This is a genomic window from Synechococcus sp. CBW1107 (assembly GCF_015841355.1).
Lineage (GTDB): Bacteria > Cyanobacteriota > Cyanobacteriia > PCC-6307 > Cyanobiaceae > Regnicoccus_A.
This window is the reverse complement of the sequence record NZ_CP064908.1, coordinates 1,455,708-1,474,943: the sequence shown is the minus strand read 5'-3', so window position 1 is coordinate 1,474,943 and position 19,236 is coordinate 1,455,708. Positions and strand designations below refer to the sequence as shown.

Genomic DNA, 19,236 nt, shown 5'->3' with positions numbered 1-19,236 from the left:
ACCCCCAGATGCAGCGCACCCAGGGGTCAAATGGCCGACGTGCTGCGCCAACAGCACGCCACTGATAACCGGAGGAGGTCATCTTGACCGAAGCTACCGCGCCACTGAGCGCGCAGCCAGATTGCGCGCGTCTTGTTTACGAGGCTGAACAGGCCCCGATTGCTGTCAACCGCAGCTCCAAAAAGCCCAGGGGACTGGATCACCTCAAGGAAATTCAGCCCCCAGCTGAAGCCAACGCCTACGCGGCGCAGCTGCGCAAGGTCCGCTACGGCCCTGCCACGCTGGACGCCTTCCTGATGCCGGATGGCAGCTTCCGCTTCTCGATGCGGAGCGCCGCGGCCTCGGTGCACATGCTCTCCAACTCCCAGGCTCAACGCACTATCGAGCGCGTTGTTCAGGGGAACATGCCTGAACCAGGGCCTGCCCAGATCCCTGTGATCGCAGGTGATCCAGCGGCCAGCACGCCCTGCCCAGGGCCTCTGCTGCTGGATGTGCCCTTTGCGGGGCCCGCTGGCTATGCGACGACCATGGACCACCAGACGCTGATCCGCTTCTGGGGGGAGCTCAGCCGGACGTCGCGGACCTATGGCCCGGCTGCAGTGCGCATGCTGGAGATCGGCGCTGAGGTTTCACTGATCGCGCTGTGCCAGCAGGCCTTTGGGATCGTGGACCACCGCTCGGTGGAAGAGCGGCTGCTGGAAGCCTGGATCGACCTCGGTACAGAGCGCCCTGAACCTCTGTTTGATGCCCAGTTCCGGCAGTTCTACGAATCGGTCGTTGGACATCGCTGGGGGTCTCCCGCCACAGCGAGCTGCCTCGCTGATCTCGTGTATCACCGCATTCCGCCTCAGGTCTATCAGGCCCTGAAGGAGATCAACCCGGTGACCAGGCCGGTTCTGATCAACAGCAAAGGCGAGCAGGTCGGCTTCCGGCAGCGGCCCATGCACACCCTGATCAGCGATCCTGCGTTTGCTCGGGCGATCAAGCCGATCGTGGAGGCGGCGAAGGTTCTGCTGGCGATCACGCCAAAGGGACAGTTCCGCGAAGTGTTGAGGGTCCTGGACTCGACAAACCCGCGGTACAAATGCCGCGGCCGCAAGGCTCTCGGCGGCGCGAGCAATCAGCCCCGACTGGCGCCTGCCCCCGCGAAGTGGCCCCATCAGCTTGATGGGAGCCGTGCCAAGCAAATGCCGTTGCTTGGTGATAAGTCATGTGCCTGAAAACCAGGCGTTCATCAACTGGGAAGCTGCATCTCCCTCGGTTCCGGCAGGGGTTCAAGACTCAGACCCTGTTGCCCTTTCGTTCTCAACGTCCACAGACCACGCCCACGTTCGTGATGACCGAATCCCAGCCCTCGACGGGCATCCTGCATCAGATCAACTGGCATGGAACATCCCCCTATGGGGTTCCATTCGCTGTCGTCAGCATCATCGATGCAGCCAATAACCTCCACCGGGCGCTGGCCTGCAGCCGGCGCTTCGGTGACCTGTCACGCCTCTCTGAGTTTGAGGGCTTGCGCGTGAATCTGGTGGCAACTCCCAATGGGCTCCAGCTCAAGCCGATTGCCGACCAGATCCCGCCTGAGCAACAGCTTCAAGAGGATGCACAGCTGGAGGCTGTGGACGAACACGGCGTTGCACCGCTTGATGCTGCCAACTCGATCCATGTCATCGGAGCCTCGCTCGACGCAGCCGATCCGGCAGCGGAGACCATTCCCCTGAACAGGCTGCAGGAAGTGGCAGCGACCGTGGCCAAGCTGGCACGGGATCTGCGGCTTCCTACCTGCATGTGGATCCACCTTCCATAGATCCCACTGAGCCGGCCCGTCGCATCTGCCCCCGCCATCTGACGGGGGCTTTCTGATGTCTTGGTCCGGACTGACTCTCTCCGGCCGCCTCAACAGGGCACCAGCTGCTCCCTGCCGGGCTGGTGCTGCACCAAGAAGGCTTCGATCCAGTCGTGATGACACTGCTGGCAGATCCGATCAGCAATCGAGGGGGCATCGGACGGCACCTGGAAGCGCTTGCGGAACGCCTTGGTGAAGCCCTCCAGGGCAGGCCGAGGCAGAGAGCGGATGGTGCTGTGGAGCTGGTGGATCGTGGCGGTATCCAGCGGTGCCAGGGCAGGATCAACCTGCTCCGCTTCAGGGGGCTGCACTGCCGGACCCCGCTGGGGCGGGCTGGGCTGTTGAGATCCATGCCGCGTGGCTCGGGTGACGACAGGAGCAGGATCCCGTTGCTCGGGGCGGCCCCGTTCCTCTCCACCGGCCGATGAGGTCACGCCGCGCTGAAGACGGTCATACAGGGCCAGGCCAAATGGGTTCCCGAAGGTCATCAGGGCCCGCTTCATGGCATCGGTCTCGGCTTCCTTGATGGCCGATTCGTGGGCCTGGCCCAGGTCGATGTCGATGCCGTGGCCGGCCCCGCTGCCCTCACGGATCAGGGGGCTGCATTCGCCAGCACCCACCGTGATGCGGACGCGTGCGGTGTAGGTGACGCCCCAGCCCGAGCGACCATCACGGCCAATGGAGCGCTCGCTCTGGTTGACGCACTCCACGGCGATGGTTTCGCGCTGCCAGCCGTCAAAGCCAAAGATGCGATTGGCTTCGGCGATGGCTTGCCAGCCCTCCAGGTAGCTGACCTTGGCGCGACCCTGCTCGCGCTGCTTGACCTTGGAGCGATCGAGCGGAGCCGAGAGAGCGGCGACCTGCTCAGGTGAGAAGACGGCGGTGGTCATGGCTGTTTTCCGGGGGTGAGGACGGTTGGAGATCGGGATTGGAGGACAGGGGCCCACTCCAGGCGCGGGCCCGTTGGGAAGGGGCGATGCCCCCTCTGGCTGCCGTCAGTGGATGCGCCAGGAACGGCGGGAAAGGAGCTGAGCGCCGCTGATCTGGCGACCAGCCTTGAGGGCCTCTTTGATGGCGGCTCGATCCGGCTTGCTGGTGGTCGTGACCATGAGCCACTCGGAATCGAGGGCCTCTTCGTCGTCGATCACGACGGCCGAGGACTTGCGGCTGCTGAGCTCGTGATTGGGGAACGAGAAGCGGGTGGCTGCTGGTTGCAGCTGGGTGAGGACGAAGACCAGCGACTCCTCCAGGGAATCGGCGCGGCCGGCATCGGAGCGGGCCAGATCGCTGAGGCGCTTGGCCTGCTGCTGGCGGTAGGCGGCCTGGCCGCGCAGGTGCTCGATCACCCAGCAGGTGGCATCGGCCTTGGCCGCCAGGGCTGCTTTGTTGCCCTCCTCTGCAAGGAGTGCCGCCTCCAGCTCGGCGAGGGCTGAAGCGCGGTGCCCTGGATCATCCGCCTCCAACTGCTCAGCCAGCTGGCCGATGGCACTGGTGAGCTCCTGGGCCTCGATGCCCAGCTGCCATAGGGAACCGGACCGCTGCAGGGAACAGGCAGGACCTGAGGCTTCCGGGGCCGAAGCAGTGGCGGCAGCGGTGGGGATGGTGGTGAGAACGGCCATGACGGTGAGAGGAGAGAAGGGGAATGGAGCAGTAGGCGCCACAGAACGCCAAAGGCTTGTGGTGGGTATCAGGGACGGGTGACCCCTGCCGGAACGGCCCAGAGCCCGGCGGACGTGCTGACCTCGGCCACCGAGATCGGCACCGGCGAACGGGAGGCCATGCGGCGGGCCTGCTGCACGAGCGAGGCGGTGCCAAGGCCCCCGGGGAACGCCACCACCAGCACCGAGGCGATCGAAACCGGGGAGGTGTGGGCCACGGCCCGGGCAATGGCCTGCTCGAGTAGCTCCCGATTGCGGATCGGACCAGCCGCGCGGCCGTGCCGCTCCCACTGGGCTGGCATCACCACGGAAGACCAGCCCAGCTGATGGGCCGCGCGGCCAATGGCGACATCGGCGCCACGGGCCCCGCCATGGAGAACCAGATGCACCAGCCGGCCGCCCGCGCGGGCGAGCAGCTCAGCGGCAACGCGCTGATGGGGCCAAGCCAGATCACGGCCGCCGCCGGCAGCGATCACCAGAGAGCGCGCCGGAACAATTTCCGGCCGCGATTGAATACATAAGGCCATGGATTCAGTTGCCAGAAGGACAACTGATCGGGGCATCACTGCCGCTTAGGCATACGCAGCTGTGATGGCGAGACCAGGGATTAGGTTGCCGCCGGCGATGGGCTCTGGGCCTTTGGCGCAGTCTTCATTCTACCAGTACAAACGCACTGAGCGACCAGCAGAGTGGCTGCGGGGCAATGGATCTACGCAATGCAGTGCAATGCGCTGATGAAGCCGAAAGCCGATAAGTAAGGCCACCAGATTCAGCACTGAAAGCCCAGCTGACCACGCAGCCGGCGCGAGGAAACTTGGGGCCTTCCTCTTCTTCATAAACGCGGGCGAAGCTCCGGCCACCGCAGCCGCGGGAGGGCAGCCATGCCCTCCACCCCCACATCGGCCCCGGAGCGGAGGGCGGCGGCGGCTGGCCGATGCACGCCACGGCGCAGCCGTGGCACGCTGAAGGACGGCCGTCGCTGACCGGACGCACTGCTGAAACAGCAGGGGATTCGACGATGGTTACCTCAGCCCGCCAATCTCTTGAGCCCTCTGGATCCAACTTTCAGATCTCGCTTCTACCTCCCGGCCTTTGCAAAGGAATGCACTGGTCAAAGGATTGCTGGGCATGCGCAAAGAGAACGCCTTCCACAGAGCCGCCCATGCCCCTCTGCCCTACCTCCGCCGGCTCCAACCTGCGCCTTCTCACAGCAAGGGAGAAGGCCAAAACCTTCTCACAGACCTTCTCACATCCAAGCCTGAAGCCTTACGAGACTCATGGCGGCACAGGCGTTTCGGCTAATCAATCGAGAAGCTTCCCAAGCTGAACGTCGCCGGTTCGAGTCCGGTCACCCGCTTCCAGTCCAGGCCTTGAAAATCTCCCGAGAAGCCAGTCAGGCACTGGCCTGAGGGATTCCAGCGGCTGACCGCACCTGACAGGCCGGCTGTAGGGCCAAACATCTCACCAAACGTCTCACATGGCGCCGACCCGTGACTGGGAGGGGACGATCCGAACCGTGGTGTCTCACGCCCTGTCTCAGCGGGGCTGCCGAAGAGGTTGGACCGTTCTGAATCATCGGGGGAACGTCCGGTTGAACATTGCCGCAGGTGCGGCCGGAGGGAAAAGACGACAGGTATTGCTCCCCATTCCATGGCAATGCGATCAGGTCGATGAAATTCGGGATGCAGTTGTCTATGTGTTTGATGAATTTCAGAAGGGCGTTGATCCGGATCTCTGCGTAACTCGCATCCACCGGCCGCACCATGCTGGAACCGGTGCGAGATCAGCTGCAGAAGCTCTAGGCTTGTCCACCAGCACTGGTGGTGGCTCAAAGCTCAGCGCTCCTGCCGCAGCCCTCTCGATCGAGGACTGGTCCGAGCTGATCGAAGCCTTTCGCGACTACAAGCTGATCAGCGGTGAGATCAAGGGCTCGACCTGGGAACGGGTCTATCGCCACCACATGAAGCACGTGCTGGGAGCCATGGCGATGCCCGCTCCACCGCAGAACGCCAAGCAGTTGCTTGAGGGGCTGGCAAAGATCTGGGCGGACAAACCGGGAGGCCGCACCCGCCAGATCCAGATGCAATGCACCACTGCCCTGCTGCGCTGGGCCCGTGAGGAGGAGCGGCTGGGCGAGGAATGGGATCCCCCGCAGAATCTTGCGACCTATGTGGGGCGCTCCAGGACCCCACAAGCCATCACAACACCCCTGCAGGTGGAGGACATCCTGGCTCTGGTGGATGCACTCCCTGATCCTCGCTGGCGTTTTGACTTCCAGTTGATGGCGGCCTACGGATTGCGCCCTGAGGAACTGCACCACCTTCAGCTCCGTGATGGCCGCCTCTGGTGCACCTATGAAAAGGTGGCCTCACGCGGCAAGACCAAGCCCCGCACCCCGCGCCCTGAGGCTGCTGCCCTGTGATGACTGGGCTACCCAGTGGCAACTCGCCGAGCAGTACGCCCCCGACCGGCTTCCACCCATGCGAGTGGGCTTCGCAGGAAACGACATCAGGCAGTATCTGCACCGACGCCCTCTCTGGAACAAGCTCCGTCAGGACTACGAGGCCAAGGGCGAGAAACTCGTTCCTTACTCCTGCCGTCACGGCTACGCCCACCGGGCGCACGTGATCTGCGACCTGCCACCCAAGGTCGTGGCCGCGGCGATGGGCCACAGCGTGCAGACCCACCTGGCGGCTTACAGCCGCTGGTGCGGAGATGACGTGGTCGATGACGCCTTCGCCAAGGCGGAGCAGCGTTTTCTGGCGGCATGAGGATCACTGCCTCCGCCTTCTCGAACGCCTGGGCCCAGTCCGGCCCAGCCCCTGAGGGTTGCTCAGGGCCCCATACCGCGATTCAGACTGGACCGAAGAGCTGAGCTGGGTTGTCCATGGCGCATCGCGTGTTGACCGAGATCGCCGTGAGCATCTCGGCGCACAAGAAGAACCCCATGGCCACCGTGGCAGCGGGAGATGGGATGGCCGTGGCTGTGCTCAACCGCAACGAACCAGCGTTCTACTGCGTGCCGGCCAAGACCTACGAGGAACTGATGGACCTGGTGGAAGAGCTGAAGCTGAATCGCCTCGCTGATGCTCGCCTGGCGGATGGGCACGAGCCGGTGCAGGTCAGCCTTGATGCCCTCTGACGTCGGCTTTCCTCTGCAGGCCCTGCCTCGGATTGTTGGCTTACTCCAGTGCCGGCCTCATCCCGAGGGCAGTCGCGGCTTGCTGCATCCGACTATCGAAGCTGGCCAGATGGGTGCAACGGCTGTGCAGCGCCACCGCCAGATGCAAGGCGTCACCCGGGCGCAGGCCGAGCCCCGGATCCTGGAGCAGATCCGCTGCCTGGCGAAAGCGGTCGCGATCGAGGGAGCGAAGTTCCACACCGCCCTGCAGCAGGCGCTCGAACTGCTCCCCAGCGGCCTGGCGTACTTCAGAACTGAGGCCGTGATGGCGCTGCTTGATCCCCAGGGCGCTGTGGGTCTCGGTGATCAGCCAGTCGCTGCTGATCAGGAAGTCGCGGGATTCCGCAAACCAGTCGAGCGCTTGGGCACTGCGTTCTTCCGGGGTCAGCAGAGCCACCACCACGCTGGTGTCGAGATAGATCATCGAGGGCTCAGCGTCACCAGCGTTCACCGCCGCGGCATTCCTCGATCACCGAAGGGGTGAGAGGCATGGTGGCCTGAAGCTGGCGCAGATCAGCGGCCAGGACAGAGCGATCCAGCTTGCGCAGAGGCTCCAGGCTCAGTCGGCCATCAGGGCCAACCACGATCTCGATCTGATCGCCTTCCCGCAGGCCGGCCTGACGCAGGCAATCCGTGGGGAGCCGAACGGCCAGGCTGTTGCCCCAGCGGCGGATCGCCTGCTGGAAGTGCCTACCTGGATCCGGGGAAGAGCCCTGAGGCCCGGAAGAAGTCACAGAATCCCCTCGCTGTAGATACACAACTCTACATCTGGTGGGTGCTTCCGTTGATGCAGTGGCTCATCGCAGAGGCCGGCCCGCCGAGCCACGGCACAGCTGAGCGGCAGATCGACATCCGCCAGACGATGGAGGGCCATGGCGTAATTCTCAACGACGGAACGGGCGTGTTGCAGTTTTCCCAGCCTGCACTTGGTCGCGATCTCCCAGGCGAAGGCGGCGCTGACGACGAGCGTGTTGTCACTGTCCTCCAGGGAGTTGCGCAACTCCAAGGAGAGCTTCTGAGGCTCCAACAGAGCCCAGAGCAGCACATGGGTGTCGAGCAGCAGCTTCATGAGCCCCAGCGCTCCAGCTCGTCGTCGGGCAGGGGGCCCGAGAACGCCTCATCCACGCTTCCCTGCAGGAATCCGAGTTGCCGGCGCGGGCTGGGATCGAGGGGCACCAGCTGGGCGATGGGCTTGCCATGACGGGCCAGAACGATGCGCTCACCGGCCGCGACCCTGGCAGCAAGTGCTCGAGGGACTGGCGAAGATCTGGGCAGACAAACCCGGGGGACGCACCCGCCAGATCCAGAGGCCCAAGGCCAGCAGCAACTGCTCCGGCGTCTCCGAGGGCCATCCCTCGTAGGTATACAACTGGCAGAAGGTGGAAATATGCCGATCAAGGGCTTGATCAGCCAGCATGCAAATCAGCCACAGCGGATGACTGGCCGAGATCCGCCATGCTCGGGGTACCGCGTGTTATCAGGAAGGCCTCCAGCCAGGAGACTGAAGCACCCACTAGAGGCTACTGACAACCTGATTGGCAAGAAGCAAGTGTGAAGCCTCCTACCCGGCATGTGAACACAAAACCTGGGAAAACACAAAGTAGACTCATAACTTCATCAAGCATATCTTGGAAATGATGACAGAAAACCGTCGCCCAACATCGTGACGGCTCCATCGTTAGAGGCACCATGCCATTGGCGAGCCGCACAATTTCCGGGCTCCCGATCAAACCCTTCGGTTCATGGAGCTGCATAGGGAAAGTCTGCTCCCTCAGCCAGCCAAAGCGGCTGATACTCTCTCTCGTAGATGCACCATGGCTGGGCTCGGTTGAACGCTTCTGCTGTGGTCTGAGTCAACACCCAATAGCAGAACTGTGCCGCCACATCACTTGGAATCAGGTTGATGCGGTTGCCTCGAAAGAAGGGAGCGAGGGGGAACTCTTCAGGATCCGGATCGCGCAGGCTAGCCTGCATGCCAGTGTCCACCTCACCAGGAATCAACTCAGCCACCACGATCCCCGGACCCAGATCATGCCGCAGGCTTTCTGTGACTGCATGCAGCGCCTGCTTACTCATGCAGTAGGCACCCAGACCCGGCAAGGTGGACTGCGCTGATCGACTGGACAAGTTGAGAATCCGGCCGCCTGAAGACATCAGAGGCGCAATAGCGGCAGCCAACTGCGCCGGAGCCACGGCCATAAGGCAGAGCGCCCGCAGCAAATCAGACGCGGACTGGCGTACAAGAGCTCCAAGCGGCTCAACAACTCCTGCTCCATTCACAAGAGCCGCCACCGGTCGGCCATCAAGAGCGAGATTCAGCTGCTCTACAGCAGCGCCAAGCCCTGCCTCGTGGCTGAGGTCCACGCCCAGTGGAATGAGATTCTCGGCATCGGCGCAAGGCTGTCGCGAGAGCGCAACCACCCCCCGTCCGGAGCCAAGGAAAAGCTTAACGAGCTCATGACCGATTCCACGGCTGCCGCCGGTCAGCACAACAATTCCCTCCGGTAGCTGCTTAGGATGATTCAAACGCATCACTGCCAGGAATAAAATTGAGTGTATCGGGAATCTGGAGGAACTTAGTGCTCTGTCTCAGCAGGTTGTTCAGCTGACACAGGGGGGGGGTGAGGCCGCAAGCGCAGCAGAGGCGCCTGATCACACCGGTTAAACAGGGGCCCACAAGAAGTCCATAGAAATTACATCAAGCCAGCGTATTAATTGCCCTGGCCAGAATCACAATAAACACGACAATCATAGCAATGCCATGCGCAATTTGGAGTAGCTTGATTGACCGTCCCACCAGCAGATGCCCCTCTGGAGGCCCAAAGCAATTGCTGCTCAAGATGGCGAAATAGGCGTAGTCCACGAAGCCCGGCTGCCACCGATCCGACTGCGATAGCTCGCGCTCCAGAGTTTCCTCTGGAAACACGATTCCGTAAGGCATGCTGAGTGTCCCTGACTCAGCATGCCGCTGCTCCCAAAGCAGACCGCGACGACGCGGCAGATTATCGACGAACCAGTACCAGAACAGAAAAATGAGGCAGATGCTCAAATAGAGCATCAACGAATCCATCAGCAACGTATAGGAAGACAGATTGACCCGATAGATCACCAGATTCTCGGAAAGCAGATTAGCAACAGCCATTCCGGAGGCCAACTGCACCATCCGGCCCAGCTGACGCCTGGCAAGAGCAGCTCCCCGGCGCCAGACTGGGAGCACACGCAGCAGCACTAGACCACAGAACGCCAGAAAAAAGGCTGAAAACACCATCAACAGGCTGCGCTGGATGAGCAGCAGCAACCAGTGGCTATTGTCTTGAACCCGCAGCACATGCTCGATGATGCGCAGCCGCAGCCCCAGGTTGAGGACCACCGCCACCAACAGGGAGATCAGATACGGCAAAGATGAATGAAAGCTAGCGCGCACCCGGACATTAAACGCACCCACCATCCGGCACGGACACCGCTGAATGAGTCAAGTCTAGTTGACTGATCGCGATGCGGCCGCGGTAGTGCATGATCTCAGTTGGCTTCTGCTCAGCCGCCCGGATCTCAACGTCTCAGAACGCGTACCTCTCGGGTCGACAGCCAACCAAATGGCGTCGTCGGCGGCTACATGGACTTTGTCGAAGCCGACGCCATACCTACGCAGCTGACAGCAGACGAATTCTCGGCAAGACTTGCCAAGATGAACACCGTAAATTTTAAGATTGCCGCAATGCACATCCTTTAGGCGTTACAACCACAATCCTGTGCTCTCATCAAAGCAAAACAATGTCACCCGCGAAGCAAGTAGATTCACAACTGGATTACGATCCTTCGCAAGAATGTGCCGACATCCTGATAATGACTGGCCTGCATTAAGAGCTAAAGTGGCTCCAGAGAATATTCGGAGTTGAGTTTACACGCCAAGCACGTCACGGGACATCCTACATGGTCTGCGATGCGAAGCGAGCCCTGCGAAAGGTAAGGATTGTTGCACTCCGTCAGCAAGAAAAAGGGCTGACCAGCGCGGCCATCACCGCCACCAAGGCTATGTGCATTTGGAAGCCGAGATTGGCTTTGATGACCGGCATCTGTGCTGGCGTCAGAGGATCCGTGAATCTGGGAGATCTGGTCATAGCCAGCCAATGTTTTGAGCACTCCAGTGGCCAGCTCAGGGATGGGGAACTGATTCCGGTGCAGAATCGCATCTCAACACCGCCATGGGTTCTTGATTTTCTGACGTCGGTCACGGATACTCACGTTCTGCAGGAGCAGATTCCGGTAGACTTTGGCCACCCGATGCCATCTGATTCGAAACCAATCATTCATTATGGTTCGATGGCTTGCGGCCCACAGGTGATCAAAGACAAATCCTATATCGACCAGCTTAAATGCAAGGAGCATTCTCTGCTGGCCATCGACATGGAGTCTTATGGTCTTGCACTCGCCGCCTCGATGTGTAGCACGTATTCACGCTCCATTATTCCACTGGTCGTAAAAGGCGTCTGCGATTTCGCTGATTCAGAAAAAAAGATGACTGGCATGATTATTGCTCTTATGCCAGCGCTGCGTTTGTGCGTGCTTTGCTAGAACAAGCCATGGGTCGCGATAAGGTCTATAATTGGATTAAAGGTGCTCCTGATCATGAGTAATCAGCAATCCGTCGACACCCTCATTTCAGGTGGCATCGTCGTCACCATGGATATTCATCGACGCGTCATTGCCGATGGGGCCGTGGCCATTAAGGCAGGCAGAATCGTTGCCGTCGGGGAGCGTGCATCCGTCGAAGCGAGCTGCAGCCCCCAGCAGCGCATCGATGCCATCGGGCGCGCCGTCATTCCAGGGCTGATCAATGGCCATGCCCATCTGCCGATGACTCTGTTCCGTGGCCTGGCGGATGACCAGGACCTCGACGACTGGCTGCAACACACGATCTTCCCTGCCGAAGCGATGAACGTGGATGAAGCCTTCGTGCGCTGCGGCACACGCCTCGGACTCGCTGAGCTGATTCGCGGCGGTATCACCACCGTCTGCGACATGTATTACTACGAAATGGCCGTAGCCGAGGAGGTGGCAGCCGCCGGGCTGCGCGGTCTGCTTGGGCAAGCTCTGATTGACTTCCCAGCTCCCGACGCCGCCGACCATGCCACGGCGCTCAACACCATCCATCGCTTCGTGGAGCGCTGGCAGGGTCATGCCCTGATCACTCCGGCGATCGCCCCGCATGCCCCCTACACCGTGGGAGATGAGCATCTGATCGAGGCTCACCGATTCGCCCTTGAACGCGATTGCCCGCTGATCATTCACCTGGCGGAAAGCCGCCATGAGGTTTCAGAGAGCCTGCGGCTCAAGGGGGCCAGACCCGTGGAACATCTGGCGCGCCTCGGGGTGCTCAGCGAGCACATGGTGGCGGCTCATGTCGTCTGGGCAGAAGCCCATGAACTCGATATGCTGGCCCACCATGGCGTCGGCGTGGTGCATAACCCTCAGTCGAACATGAAGCTCGCCTCCGGTGTAGCACCGCTACCGCAGATGCTGTCGCGGGATATGGCGGTTGGACTAGGCACTGATGGCTCGGCCTCCAATAATGATCTTAGCCTCTGGGAGGAAATTGACACGGCAGCCAAGCTGCACAAGTTGATCACGGCTGATCCCAAGGTGGTCTCCGCACAGCAAGCGTTTGAGCTCGCTACGATCCGCGGGGCGAGAGCCCTGCATCTGGAAGCCCAGATCGGCTCTCTGGAAGTGGGCAAGCGGGCGGATGTCGTTGTGCTGGAAATGGAAGCGATCGACCAGGTTCCTCTAAGTAGTATCTATTCGGCTCTGGTCTATGCCACCAAGGCCAATGATGTCTGCGATTTATTAGTGAATGGCCGTGTGTTGATGCGTGATCGCCAGTTAATCACCATCGACGAAGCACAGGTCAGAAATGCTAGCCTTGTTCTTAGACATCAGATCATCGAACGGCTTCAAGCCGTTGCTTGACTGCCCTCTCACAGCCTGTTGATCCTGAAAGTCACTTAGGCGGCCTGAGCCGCCTTATTGCTTCCTTGGCCGGCGATCTTATTGGAGCCTTTAATGAATCGAAGGGGTTGCTTCTGAATCAAGCCGTGAAGACTCGCTTCCTAGGTGTTACCAATCGGCTGGAGCCATCGCTGGGGGTGAAAGGTTTGGCCTAAGATCGACACAAAAAGCCAATCTATTCAGGATGTGGGTATCCGCCAAAGACCCACATCGACAAGCGGCAAGAGAATGAAGAGGAAGTGTGCTGGGGAGAACTGCCCGTCTTGTACCCATCGAGCTCATCGAAGCCATCGGCTGGATCGTCCTGCTCGTAGGGCACGAACTCAAACACCTGAACGACGCGTAGCTGGAAGGTCATGCCACAGCCTTTCTCTTCGTCCCAACCGTAGATGTTGAATATGACGACCACGTTGGAGCCGTTGCCGATGGCCGCGCCATCCAAGTGCTGCTTTTTCTGATCGACGATGCGGGGACCCTCGGACAGGGAGCCATGGCGCCGCTGAAACTGAGGCACCTTGACTCGAGACGAACGGTGATCTCGCTCGGCTTCTCCTTGTCGGGCTTCCAGGGGAAGCCCAAGTTTCATTGCCGCGATGCAGAGTGGCCCGAAGAGCTGGGCTGGTTGAAGACGTGGAGCTGAATCGCCTCGCTGATGCTCGCCTGGCGGACGGGCAAGAGCCGTTGCAGGTCAGTCTTGCTGCCCTCTGACTTCGAGTTTCCTCTGGAGGCTCCGCTTCGTATTGTTGATTTACTCCAGTGCTGACATCATCCCGAGGGCAGCTGCAGCCTGCTGCATCCAGCTATCGAAGCTGGGCAGATGGGTGCAGCGGCTGCGCGAGGCCACCGACTGATGAAAGCGGTCGCGATCGAGGGAGCGAAGTTCCACACCGCCCTGCAGCAGGCGCTCGAACTGCTCCCCAGCGGCCTGGCGTACTTCAGAACTGAGGCCGTGATGGCGCTGCTTGATCCCCAGGGCGCTGTGGGTCTCGGTGATCAGCCAGTCGCTGCTGATCAGGAAGTCGCGGGATTCCGCAAACCAGTCGAGCGCTTGGGCACTGCGTTCTTCCGGGGTCAGCAGAGCCACCACCACGCTGGTGTCGAGATAGATCATCGAGGGCTCAGCGTCACCAGCGTTCACCGCCGCGGCATTCCTCGATCACCGAAGGGGTGAGAGGCATGGTGGCCTGAAGCTGGCGCAGATCAGCGGCCAGGACAGAGCGATCCAGCTTGCGCAGAGGCTCCAGGCTCAGGCGGCCATCAGCTCCAACGACGATGTCGATCTGATCGCCTTCCTGCAGTCCGGCCTGACGCAGGCAATCGGCCGGGAGCCTGACCGCCAGGCTGTTCCCCCAGCGGCGGATCGCCTGCGGGAAGTGCTGGCCAGCATCAGCTGAGCGATCCTGAGGCCTGGACTGTGTCAAGGAGCATCTGCGGCCGATCACGGCCGCCTGTAGAGACATGACTCTACGTCCGACTTGTGGCATTCTGGGCTGTAGATGCCGCCGGCTCCAGCCGGTGATCCTGGCTTCCACGTTCTCGAGTTGCCACTGCAGGGGCCCCCGGCCTTGGGTGCAGCCGCAGCTGGCGGAGTGTTTCGCGGCTTATGCCCAGGGCAGCGCATGCCTCGGCGGTCGTCACCCAGACCCGGTGACGACCAGACGGGGGTGGGGTCGTCTGGTTCTCCATCAGCCCAGCTCCCGCACCACGTCGACAACGGCCGGGTTCCAGAGGATCTGCTAGCCGCTATGTCCATGCCGCCAGGTGCCAGGGCTGACTGAGCCCAGGATCCCCGCGAGCAAATTGCGTAGATCCTCCAACCGCTACAACATCAAATGTCGTGCCTCCGGGTACTGCCTCGTCTACGAGGTGCGTGAGCACGAGCTGCTGGTGCTGGTTGTGGCGGTTGGCAAGCGGGAGCGTAATGCTGTCTACCGACAAACTGCCCAGCGCTGAGGCCCTGCCTCATGGCCGACTCGATGCACCCCGAGCTGGATCAGCTGCGCCGGGAGAACGCCCGCTTGATTGGGCTTCTGGAGGCCCACGGCATCGCCTGGCGATCCGGCGGCCCTGCCCCAACGGAACCCGCGCCGATTTCGCAGGCAGCACCTGCCAACGGCCCCAGTTCCACGCGGGAGAAGGTGGCGCTGTTCCGGCGCCTGTTCCGCGGTCGCGACGACGTGCATGCCCTGCGCTGGCAGAGCAACAGCAGCGGGCGCTCGGGGTATGGGCCGGCCTGTGCGAATGAATGGAAGCCGGGGATCTGCGAGAAGCCTCGTGTGGCGTGCCGCGACTGCAGCCACCGGGAGCTATTGCCGCTCAGCGATGCGGCGATCTACGGCCATCTGGCCGGAGACCACACCATCGGCCTCTACCCCCTGCTGGAGAACGACCACTGCCACCTGCTGGCCGTCGACTTTGACGAGCAGGACTGGCGTGATGACGCCCGGGCCTTTCTGGGCTCCTGCCGGCAGCTGGGCGTGCCAGCGGCCCTGGAGATCTCCCGTTCCGGAGAGGGCGCCCACGTGTGGGTGTTCTTCGAGGAGGCGGTACCGGCCCGAGAGGCCCGTCAACTCGGGGCAGCCCTGATCAGCCACACCTGCGCTGCGTCATATCAATTGCAGCTGAGCTCCTACGACCGGCTCTTCCCCAATCAGGACAGCATGCCCAAGGGGGGCTTCGGCAACCTGATCGCCCTGCCGCTGCAGAAGGAAGCCCGGCAGCGGGGTTGCAGCGTGTTCGTGAATGACGACCTGCATCCCTATCCCGATCAGTGGGCCTATCTGGCAACCCTGCAGAGGTTGCCTGTGGCGGGGCTGCAGACCTTGATCCAGAGCGCCACGTGCGGTGCCCATCCTCTCGATCTGGCGTTCATCGACGAGGAGGACATGGCGACTCCATGGAAGGCAGCGGTGCCGCTTTCGCGGCTCAGGGGACCGCTGCCCACCTCCCTCACGCTCACCCTGGCTGATCGCCTCTATGTGGAGCGCTTGGGCCTACCGCAGCCACTACTCAATCGCCTGATTCGCCTCGCCGCCTTCGCCAACCCGGCCTTCTTCAAGGCCCAGGCGATGCGACTGTCGGTGTGGGACAAACCGCGGGTGATCGGCTGCGCCGAGAACTTTCCTCAGCACATTGCCCTGCCTCGGGGCTGCCTGGAACCCGTGCAGACCCTGCTGCAGGAGCAGGGGATCAGCTGGGAGCTGGTGGATGAACGTCAGAACGGCTCACCGCTGGAGATGGCGTTCACGGGCCAGCTGCGCGCTGACCAGGAGGCCGCCGTCGAAGCGATGCTGCGCCATGACATCGGCGTGCTGCAGGCACCGACGGCCTTCGGGAAAACGGTGGTGGCGGCAGCGATCCTGGCCCGGCGGGGTGTGAACACCCTGGTGCTGGTGCATCGGGCGGATCTGCTGCGCCAATGGCAGGAGCGGCTCCACACCTTTCTGGATGTCGCTCCCGAGGCGATCGGTTGCATCGGTGGAGGCAAAGCCAAGCCCACCGGCCAACTCGACATCGCCGTGATGCAGTCGCTGGTGCGCAAGGGCGAGGTGAATCCCTTGGTGCAGAGCTACGGGCAGGTGATTGTCGACGAATGCCACCACATCGCGGCGGCGTCCTTTGAGGCCATCCTGCGCCAGGTGAAGGCCCGCTACGTGCTGGGGCTGTCGGCCACCCTGGTGCGCCGCGACGGTCTGCAGCCGATCCTGTTCATGCAGTGCGGCCCCATTCGCCACACCGCCCAGCGGCCTGCCGGAGCGCCCCAGACCCTGGAACTGGTGAGCCGCACCCATCAGCTCGAGGGGCTGCCAACCGATCTGCCGATCCAGGAGCTGATGCGCCGCTTGGCGGAAGACCCACGCCGCACCGAGCGGATCGTGGAGGAGGCTCTCGCCTGCTGGGGTGACGGCCACCGTTTGTTGCTCCTGAGCGAGCGCACCGATCACATCACGACGATCGCCGCCGCTCTGGCTGACAGGGTGGCAAACCTGTTCCTGTTGCATGGGCGGCTGAGCGCACGCCAGCGCAGCGCCACCCTGGCCGCGCTGGAAGCGTTACCTCCTGATGCACCCCGCATCGTGCTGGCCACCCCCCTCTGCCAGGAAAGATGACGCCTCTCCATTCCGACCATTTCAACCACCAGGGGGCCTGATGGAACCGACCAATGCGTCCTTACAGCGAGGCCGTCAAGGCTGATGTCCGCCGGCGGATGGGGCCTCCCCACCGCCAGAGCTGCACTGAGATCGCCCAGGAGCTGGGCATTCACGTGATCACCCTCTACAAGTGGCGGAAGGCCTGGCGGCTGCAGGGGGAGGTGGTGCCAGCCACCCAGAAGGATCCGGAGGGTTGGGGTCCCTCCGACAAGTTCACAGTGGTGCTGGAGAGTGCTGGCATGAATGCCACCGAACTCAGCACCTACTGCCGCGAACGGGGCCTTTTCCCCGAACAGGTGGACCGCTGGCGCCCCCCTCTGCCAGGAAAGATGACGCCTCTCCATTCCGACCATTTCAACCACCAGGGGGCCTGATGGAACCGACCAATGCGTCCTTACAGCGAGGCCGTCAAGGCTGATGTCCGCCGGCGGATGGGGCCTCCCCACCGCCAGAGCTGCACTGAGATCGCCCAGGAGCTGGGCATTCACGTGATCACCCTCTACAAGTGGCGGAAGGCCTGGCGGCTGCAGGGGGAGGTGGTGCCAGCCACCCAGAAGGATCCGGAGGGTTGGGGTCCCTCCGACAAGTTCACAGTGGTGCTGGAGAGTGCTGGCATGAATGCCACCGAACTCAGCACCTACTGCCGCGAACGGGGCCTTTTCCCCGAACAGGTGGACCGCTGGCGCCAGGCGGCGCAGGATGCCAATGCGCAGCCACTGCTGACCATGGCCGAGCAGAAAGACCTGGAGAAGCGCCACCAGGCCGATCAGCGGGAGATCAAGCGCCTGCAGCAGGAATTGCGCCGTAAGGACAAGGCCTTGGCAGAGGCGGCTGCTCTGCTGATGGCGTCAAAAAAGATCCAGGCCTACTGGGGAGAGGACGGGGACGATTGACCTCTCCAGTTGATCGCCGTAAGGCGCTGGAGATCCTCGATGCCGGTATGGCGGCTGGTGCACGGTCTTTTGAACTGGCCACGCTGCTGGGCGTGGGGCTGAGCACCCTGCAGCGCTGGCGGCGTCAGTTCGCAGGTGATGGGGACGGCCATGATGGCCGTAAAGGCAGCCACCGCCTGGTTTCTCACCGATTGACAGATGAGGAACGCCAGCGGATTCTCCTCACCTGCAACCAATCAGAATTCGCAGCTCTGCCACCCGCGCAGATCGTTCCTGTGCTGGCCGATCGGGGCGTCTACATCGGCTCAGAGCGCAGCTTCTATCGGGTGCTCCACGCCCATGGCCAGGCTCACCATCGCGGTCGGGCCCGTCCACCGCAGGAACCCCGCGCAGTGCCACGACTCGAGGCAAGGGGGCCGAATCAGGTGTGGAGCTGGGACATCACCTACCTGCCCACCAGCGTGCGTGGTGTCTGGCTCTATCTCTATCTGGTGATCGACGTCTGGAGCCGCAAAGTGGTGGCCTGGGATGTCGCCGATCGCGAGGACGCACAGATCGCCGCTGATCTCGTCAGCCGGGCCTGCCTGCGGGAGCGGATCAGTAGAAGGCGCCGCCAGACGCTGATCCTCCATGCCGACAACGGCAACGCCATGAGAGCGGCCACCCTGGAAACCCGGCTGGAGGAGCTGGGCGTTCTGCGGTCGTTCTCCAGGCCGAGGGTCAGCAATGACAACCCCTACTCGGAGTCGCTGTTCCGCACCGTGAAATACCGGCCGGACTACCCCCGGCGGCCATTCAACAGCGTGGAAGAAGCCTGCTCCTGGGCCTGTGCATTCGTGGACTGGTACAACCACCAGCACCGCCACAGCGGCATCCGGTTCGTGACTCCCGATCAGCGCCATAGCGGCCAGGCCGTTGCGATCTGCAGCCAACGAGCCCAGCTGTACGAACAGGCCCGTCAACGGCATCCTCGCCGCTGGAGCGGCAGCACACGCTGCTGGCGTCAGCCGGAGGTGGTCTGGATCAACCCACCAGATCCAGAAAACAGCACCAATCCGACTACGTTGGTAATGGCCGCCTGATCAGCGGCAGGGACGTCATCTTTCCTGGCAGTCACCGCAACGGATGTGGGAGCGGCGGCTGCGGGGCTATCGGGCCATGGGCTATGCGCTGCGTGCAGATCAGCTATCAATGGCAATCACCTCATCGAAAGCTTCTCACGGACCTTCTCACATCCAAGCCTGAGGGCTTGCGAGACTCACCGCAGCGCAGGCAGTTCGGCCAATCCATCGAGAAGCTTCCCAAGCTGAACGTCGCCGGTTCGAGTCCGGTCACCCGCTTGTGATCTGAAGATCAATTCCTCGTCAATCCCTGACCGGGACTGAATGAAGAGTGTCGAGCCCTTCAGGATCTCGGCTTGATCACCTGGAGAATCTGGGGTCCAATGCTCCCGGCGCGACGCTCACAATCCAGAGATTTGAGTACAGCCTGAGCCGCTTCG

22 protein-coding genes are annotated in these 19,236 nt (G+C 62.2%); 11 read left to right on the top strand and 11 right to left on the bottom strand.

All coding sequences use genetic code 11. The features are described 5' to 3' along the window. Positions 1–83 precede the first annotated feature (83 nt). Positions 84–1,220, top strand: coding sequence for a hypothetical protein (locus I1E95_RS07670; protein ID WP_197166684.1), 1,137 nt, complete (start codon positions 84–86; stop codon positions 1,218–1,220). Between the two features lie 116 nt (positions 1,221–1,336). Further along, positions 1,337–1,807 (top strand): hypothetical protein, encoded by a 471-nt coding sequence (locus tag I1E95_RS07665; RefSeq protein WP_197166683.1) that lies wholly within the window; start codon positions 1,337–1,339, stop codon positions 1,805–1,807. 89 nt (positions 1,808–1,896) lie between these two features. Here the strand turns inward: I1E95_RS07665 and I1E95_RS07660 are convergent, their stop codons facing one another. The 3 genes from I1E95_RS07660 to I1E95_RS07650 form a co-directional block, all read right to left on the bottom strand. Next, positions 1,897–2,736 (bottom strand): RAD52 family DNA repair protein, encoded by an 840-nt coding sequence (locus tag I1E95_RS07660; RefSeq protein ID WP_197166682.1) that lies wholly within the window; start codon positions 2,734–2,736, stop codon positions 1,897–1,899. Between the two features lie 105 nt (positions 2,737–2,841). Beyond that, entirely contained in the window at positions 2,842–3,465 is a 624-nt protein-coding gene (locus I1E95_RS07655) for a siphovirus Gp157 family protein (RefSeq protein ID WP_197147809.1), read from the bottom strand. Positions 3,466–3,533: 68 nt separating this feature from the next. Beyond that, on the bottom strand, positions 3,534–4,031 hold the full coding sequence (locus I1E95_RS07650) for a hypothetical protein (RefSeq protein ID WP_197147810.1): 498 nt from the start codon (positions 4,029–4,031) through the stop codon (positions 3,534–3,536). A gap of 1,277 nt (positions 4,032–5,308) precedes the next feature. On the opposite strand from I1E95_RS07650, the gene I1E95_RS07645 reads away from it, so the two are divergent. From I1E95_RS07645 to I1E95_RS07635, 3 genes are all read left to right on the top strand, one after another. Continuing rightward, the gene (locus I1E95_RS07645) at positions 5,309–5,926 is read left to right on the top strand and encodes a hypothetical protein (protein WP_197157455.1); all 618 of its coding nucleotides are present in this window, start codon (positions 5,309–5,311) and stop codon (positions 5,924–5,926) included. Between the two features lie 58 nt (positions 5,927–5,984). Next, positions 5,985–6,275: a hypothetical protein gene (locus I1E95_RS07640; protein ID WP_197157453.1), complete on the top strand. Its 291-nt coding sequence runs from the start codon at positions 5,985–5,987 to the stop codon at positions 6,273–6,275. A 116-nt stretch (positions 6,276–6,391) separates the two neighbouring features. Further along, positions 6,392–6,646 (top strand): type II toxin-antitoxin system Phd/YefM family antitoxin, encoded by a 255-nt coding sequence (locus I1E95_RS07635; RefSeq protein WP_197157451.1) that lies wholly within the window; start codon positions 6,392–6,394, stop codon positions 6,644–6,646. A gap of 40 nt (positions 6,647–6,686) precedes the next feature. On the opposite strand, the gene I1E95_RS07630 is transcribed toward I1E95_RS07635, so the two are convergent. The 5 genes from I1E95_RS07630 to I1E95_RS07605 form a co-directional block, all read right to left on the bottom strand. Then, positions 6,687–7,109, bottom strand: coding sequence for a type II toxin-antitoxin system VapC family toxin (locus I1E95_RS07630; RefSeq protein WP_197157450.1), 423 nt, complete (start codon positions 7,107–7,109; stop codon positions 6,687–6,689). 13 nt (positions 7,110–7,122) lie between these two features. Next, positions 7,123–7,419 carry an AbrB/MazE/SpoVT family DNA-binding domain-containing protein gene (locus I1E95_RS07625; RefSeq protein WP_197157448.1) on the bottom strand — a complete coding sequence of 99 codons (297 nt, stop codon included), beginning with the start codon at positions 7,417–7,419 and terminating at the stop codon, positions 7,123–7,125. Continuing rightward, complete coding sequence (locus I1E95_RS07620; RefSeq protein ID WP_197166681.1) at positions 7,416–7,754, bottom strand: type II toxin-antitoxin system VapC family toxin; 339 nt, start codon at positions 7,752–7,754, stop codon at positions 7,416–7,418. Before I1E95_RS07620 ends, I1E95_RS07625 begins: the two co-directional genes overlap by 4 nt. 671 nt (positions 7,755–8,425) lie before the next feature. Next, complete coding sequence (locus tag I1E95_RS07610) at positions 8,426–9,217, bottom strand: SDR family oxidoreductase (protein ID WP_197166680.1); 792 nt, start codon at positions 9,215–9,217, stop codon at positions 8,426–8,428. Between the two features lie 166 nt (positions 9,218–9,383). Next, complete coding sequence (locus I1E95_RS07605; protein WP_197166679.1) at positions 9,384–10,133, bottom strand: hypothetical protein; 750 nt, start codon at positions 10,131–10,133, stop codon at positions 9,384–9,386. Positions 10,134–10,615: 482 nt separating this feature from the next. On the opposite strand from I1E95_RS07605, the gene I1E95_RS07600 reads away from it, so the two are divergent. After that, positions 10,616–11,257, top strand: coding sequence for a hypothetical protein (locus I1E95_RS07600; RefSeq protein ID WP_197166678.1), 642 nt, complete (start codon positions 10,616–10,618; stop codon positions 11,255–11,257). A 54-nt stretch (positions 11,258–11,311) separates the two neighbouring features. Then, entirely contained in the window at positions 11,312–12,652 is a 1,341-nt protein-coding gene (locus I1E95_RS07595; protein ID WP_197157439.1) for an amidohydrolase family protein, read from the top strand. 214 nt (positions 12,653–12,866) lie between these two features. On the opposite strand, the gene I1E95_RS07590 is transcribed toward I1E95_RS07595, so the two are convergent. The 3 genes from I1E95_RS07590 to I1E95_RS07580 form a co-directional block, all read right to left on the bottom strand. After that, the gene (locus I1E95_RS07590; protein WP_197166676.1) at positions 12,867–13,277 is read right to left on the bottom strand and encodes a hypothetical protein; all 411 of its coding nucleotides are present in this window, start codon (positions 13,275–13,277) and stop codon (positions 12,867–12,869) included. Between the two features lie 162 nt (positions 13,278–13,439). Further along, positions 13,440–13,802 (bottom strand): type II toxin-antitoxin system VapC family toxin, encoded by a 363-nt coding sequence (locus I1E95_RS07585; protein ID WP_197157435.1) that lies wholly within the window; start codon positions 13,800–13,802, stop codon positions 13,440–13,442. Positions 13,803–13,815: 13 nt separating this feature from the next. Then, positions 13,816–14,112, bottom strand: coding sequence for an AbrB/MazE/SpoVT family DNA-binding domain-containing protein (locus tag I1E95_RS07580; protein ID WP_231594931.1), 297 nt, complete (start codon positions 14,110–14,112; stop codon positions 13,816–13,818). Positions 14,113–14,655: 543 nt separating this feature from the next. Here I1E95_RS07580 and I1E95_RS07570 point away from each other — a divergent pair. From I1E95_RS07570 to I1E95_RS07560, 4 genes are read left to right on the top strand one after another with little or no spacing between them, the layout of a single operon-like run. After that, on the top strand, positions 14,656–16,800 hold the full coding sequence (locus I1E95_RS07570; protein WP_231594930.1) for a DEAD/DEAH box helicase family protein: 2,145 nt from the start codon (positions 14,656–14,658) through the stop codon (positions 16,798–16,800). 53 nt (positions 16,801–16,853) lie between these two features. Beyond that, positions 16,854–17,216, top strand: a complete 363-nt coding sequence (locus tag I1E95_RS07565; RefSeq protein WP_231594929.1) for a helix-turn-helix domain-containing protein — start codon at positions 16,854–16,856, stop codon at positions 17,214–17,216. Between the two features lie 12 nt (positions 17,217–17,228). Further along, complete coding sequence (locus I1E95_RS16845; protein ID WP_231594603.1) at positions 17,229–17,735, top strand: helix-turn-helix domain-containing protein; 507 nt, start codon at positions 17,229–17,231, stop codon at positions 17,733–17,735. Then, positions 17,732–18,817 carry an IS3 family transposase gene (locus I1E95_RS07560; protein ID WP_231594602.1) on the top strand — a complete coding sequence of 362 codons (1,086 nt, stop codon included), beginning with the start codon at positions 17,732–17,734 and terminating at the stop codon, positions 18,815–18,817. Before I1E95_RS16845 ends, I1E95_RS07560 begins: the two co-directional genes overlap by 4 nt. Positions 18,818–19,236: the final 419 nt, after the last annotated feature.

Coding starts and splice junctions, on each gene's coding strand:
- I1E95_RS07665 (WP_197166683.1), top strand. CDS start 1,337: ATGACCGAATCCCAGCCCTCGACGGGCATCCTGCATCAGATCAACTGG.
- I1E95_RS07660 (WP_197166682.1), bottom strand. CDS start 2,736: ATGACCACCGCCGTCTTCTCACCTGAGCAGGTCGCCGCTCTCTCGGCT.
- I1E95_RS07655 (WP_197147809.1), bottom strand. CDS start 3,465: ATGGCCGTTCTCACCACCATCCCCACCGCTGCCGCCACTGCTTCGGCC.
- I1E95_RS07650 (WP_197147810.1), bottom strand. CDS start 4,031: ATGGCCTTATGTATTCAATCGCGGCCGGAAATTGTTCCGGCGCGCTCT.
- I1E95_RS07640 (WP_197157453.1), top strand. CDS start 5,985: ATGCGAGTGGGCTTCGCAGGAAACGACATCAGGCAGTATCTGCACCGA.
- I1E95_RS07635 (WP_197157451.1), top strand. CDS start 6,392: ATGGCGCATCGCGTGTTGACCGAGATCGCCGTGAGCATCTCGGCGCAC.
- I1E95_RS07630 (WP_197157450.1), bottom strand. CDS start 7,109: ATGATCTATCTCGACACCAGCGTGGTGGTGGCTCTGCTGACCCCGGAA.
- I1E95_RS07620 (WP_197166681.1), bottom strand. CDS start 7,754: ATGAAGCTGCTGCTCGACACCCATGTGCTGCTCTGGGCTCTGTTGGAG.
- I1E95_RS07610 (WP_197166680.1), bottom strand. CDS start 9,217: ATGCGTTTGAATCATCCTAAGCAGCTACCGGAGGGAATTGTTGTGCTG.
- I1E95_RS07605 (WP_197166679.1), bottom strand. CDS start 10,133: ATGGTGGGTGCGTTTAATGTCCGGGTGCGCGCTAGCTTTCATTCATCT.
- I1E95_RS07600 (WP_197166678.1), top strand. CDS start 10,616: ATGGTCTGCGATGCGAAGCGAGCCCTGCGAAAGGTAAGGATTGTTGCA.
- I1E95_RS07595 (WP_197157439.1), top strand. CDS start 11,312: ATGAGTAATCAGCAATCCGTCGACACCCTCATTTCAGGTGGCATCGTC.
- I1E95_RS07590 (WP_197166676.1), bottom strand. CDS start 13,277: ATGAAACTTGGGCTTCCCCTGGAAGCCCGACAAGGAGAAGCCGAGCGA.
- I1E95_RS07585 (WP_197157435.1), bottom strand. CDS start 13,802: ATGATCTATCTCGACACCAGCGTGGTGGTGGCTCTGCTGACCCCGGAA.
- I1E95_RS07570 (WP_231594930.1), top strand. CDS start 14,656: ATGGCCGACTCGATGCACCCCGAGCTGGATCAGCTGCGCCGGGAGAAC.
- I1E95_RS07565 (WP_231594929.1), top strand. CDS start 16,854: ATGCGTCCTTACAGCGAGGCCGTCAAGGCTGATGTCCGCCGGCGGATG.
- I1E95_RS16845 (WP_231594603.1), top strand. CDS start 17,229: ATGCGTCCTTACAGCGAGGCCGTCAAGGCTGATGTCCGCCGGCGGATG.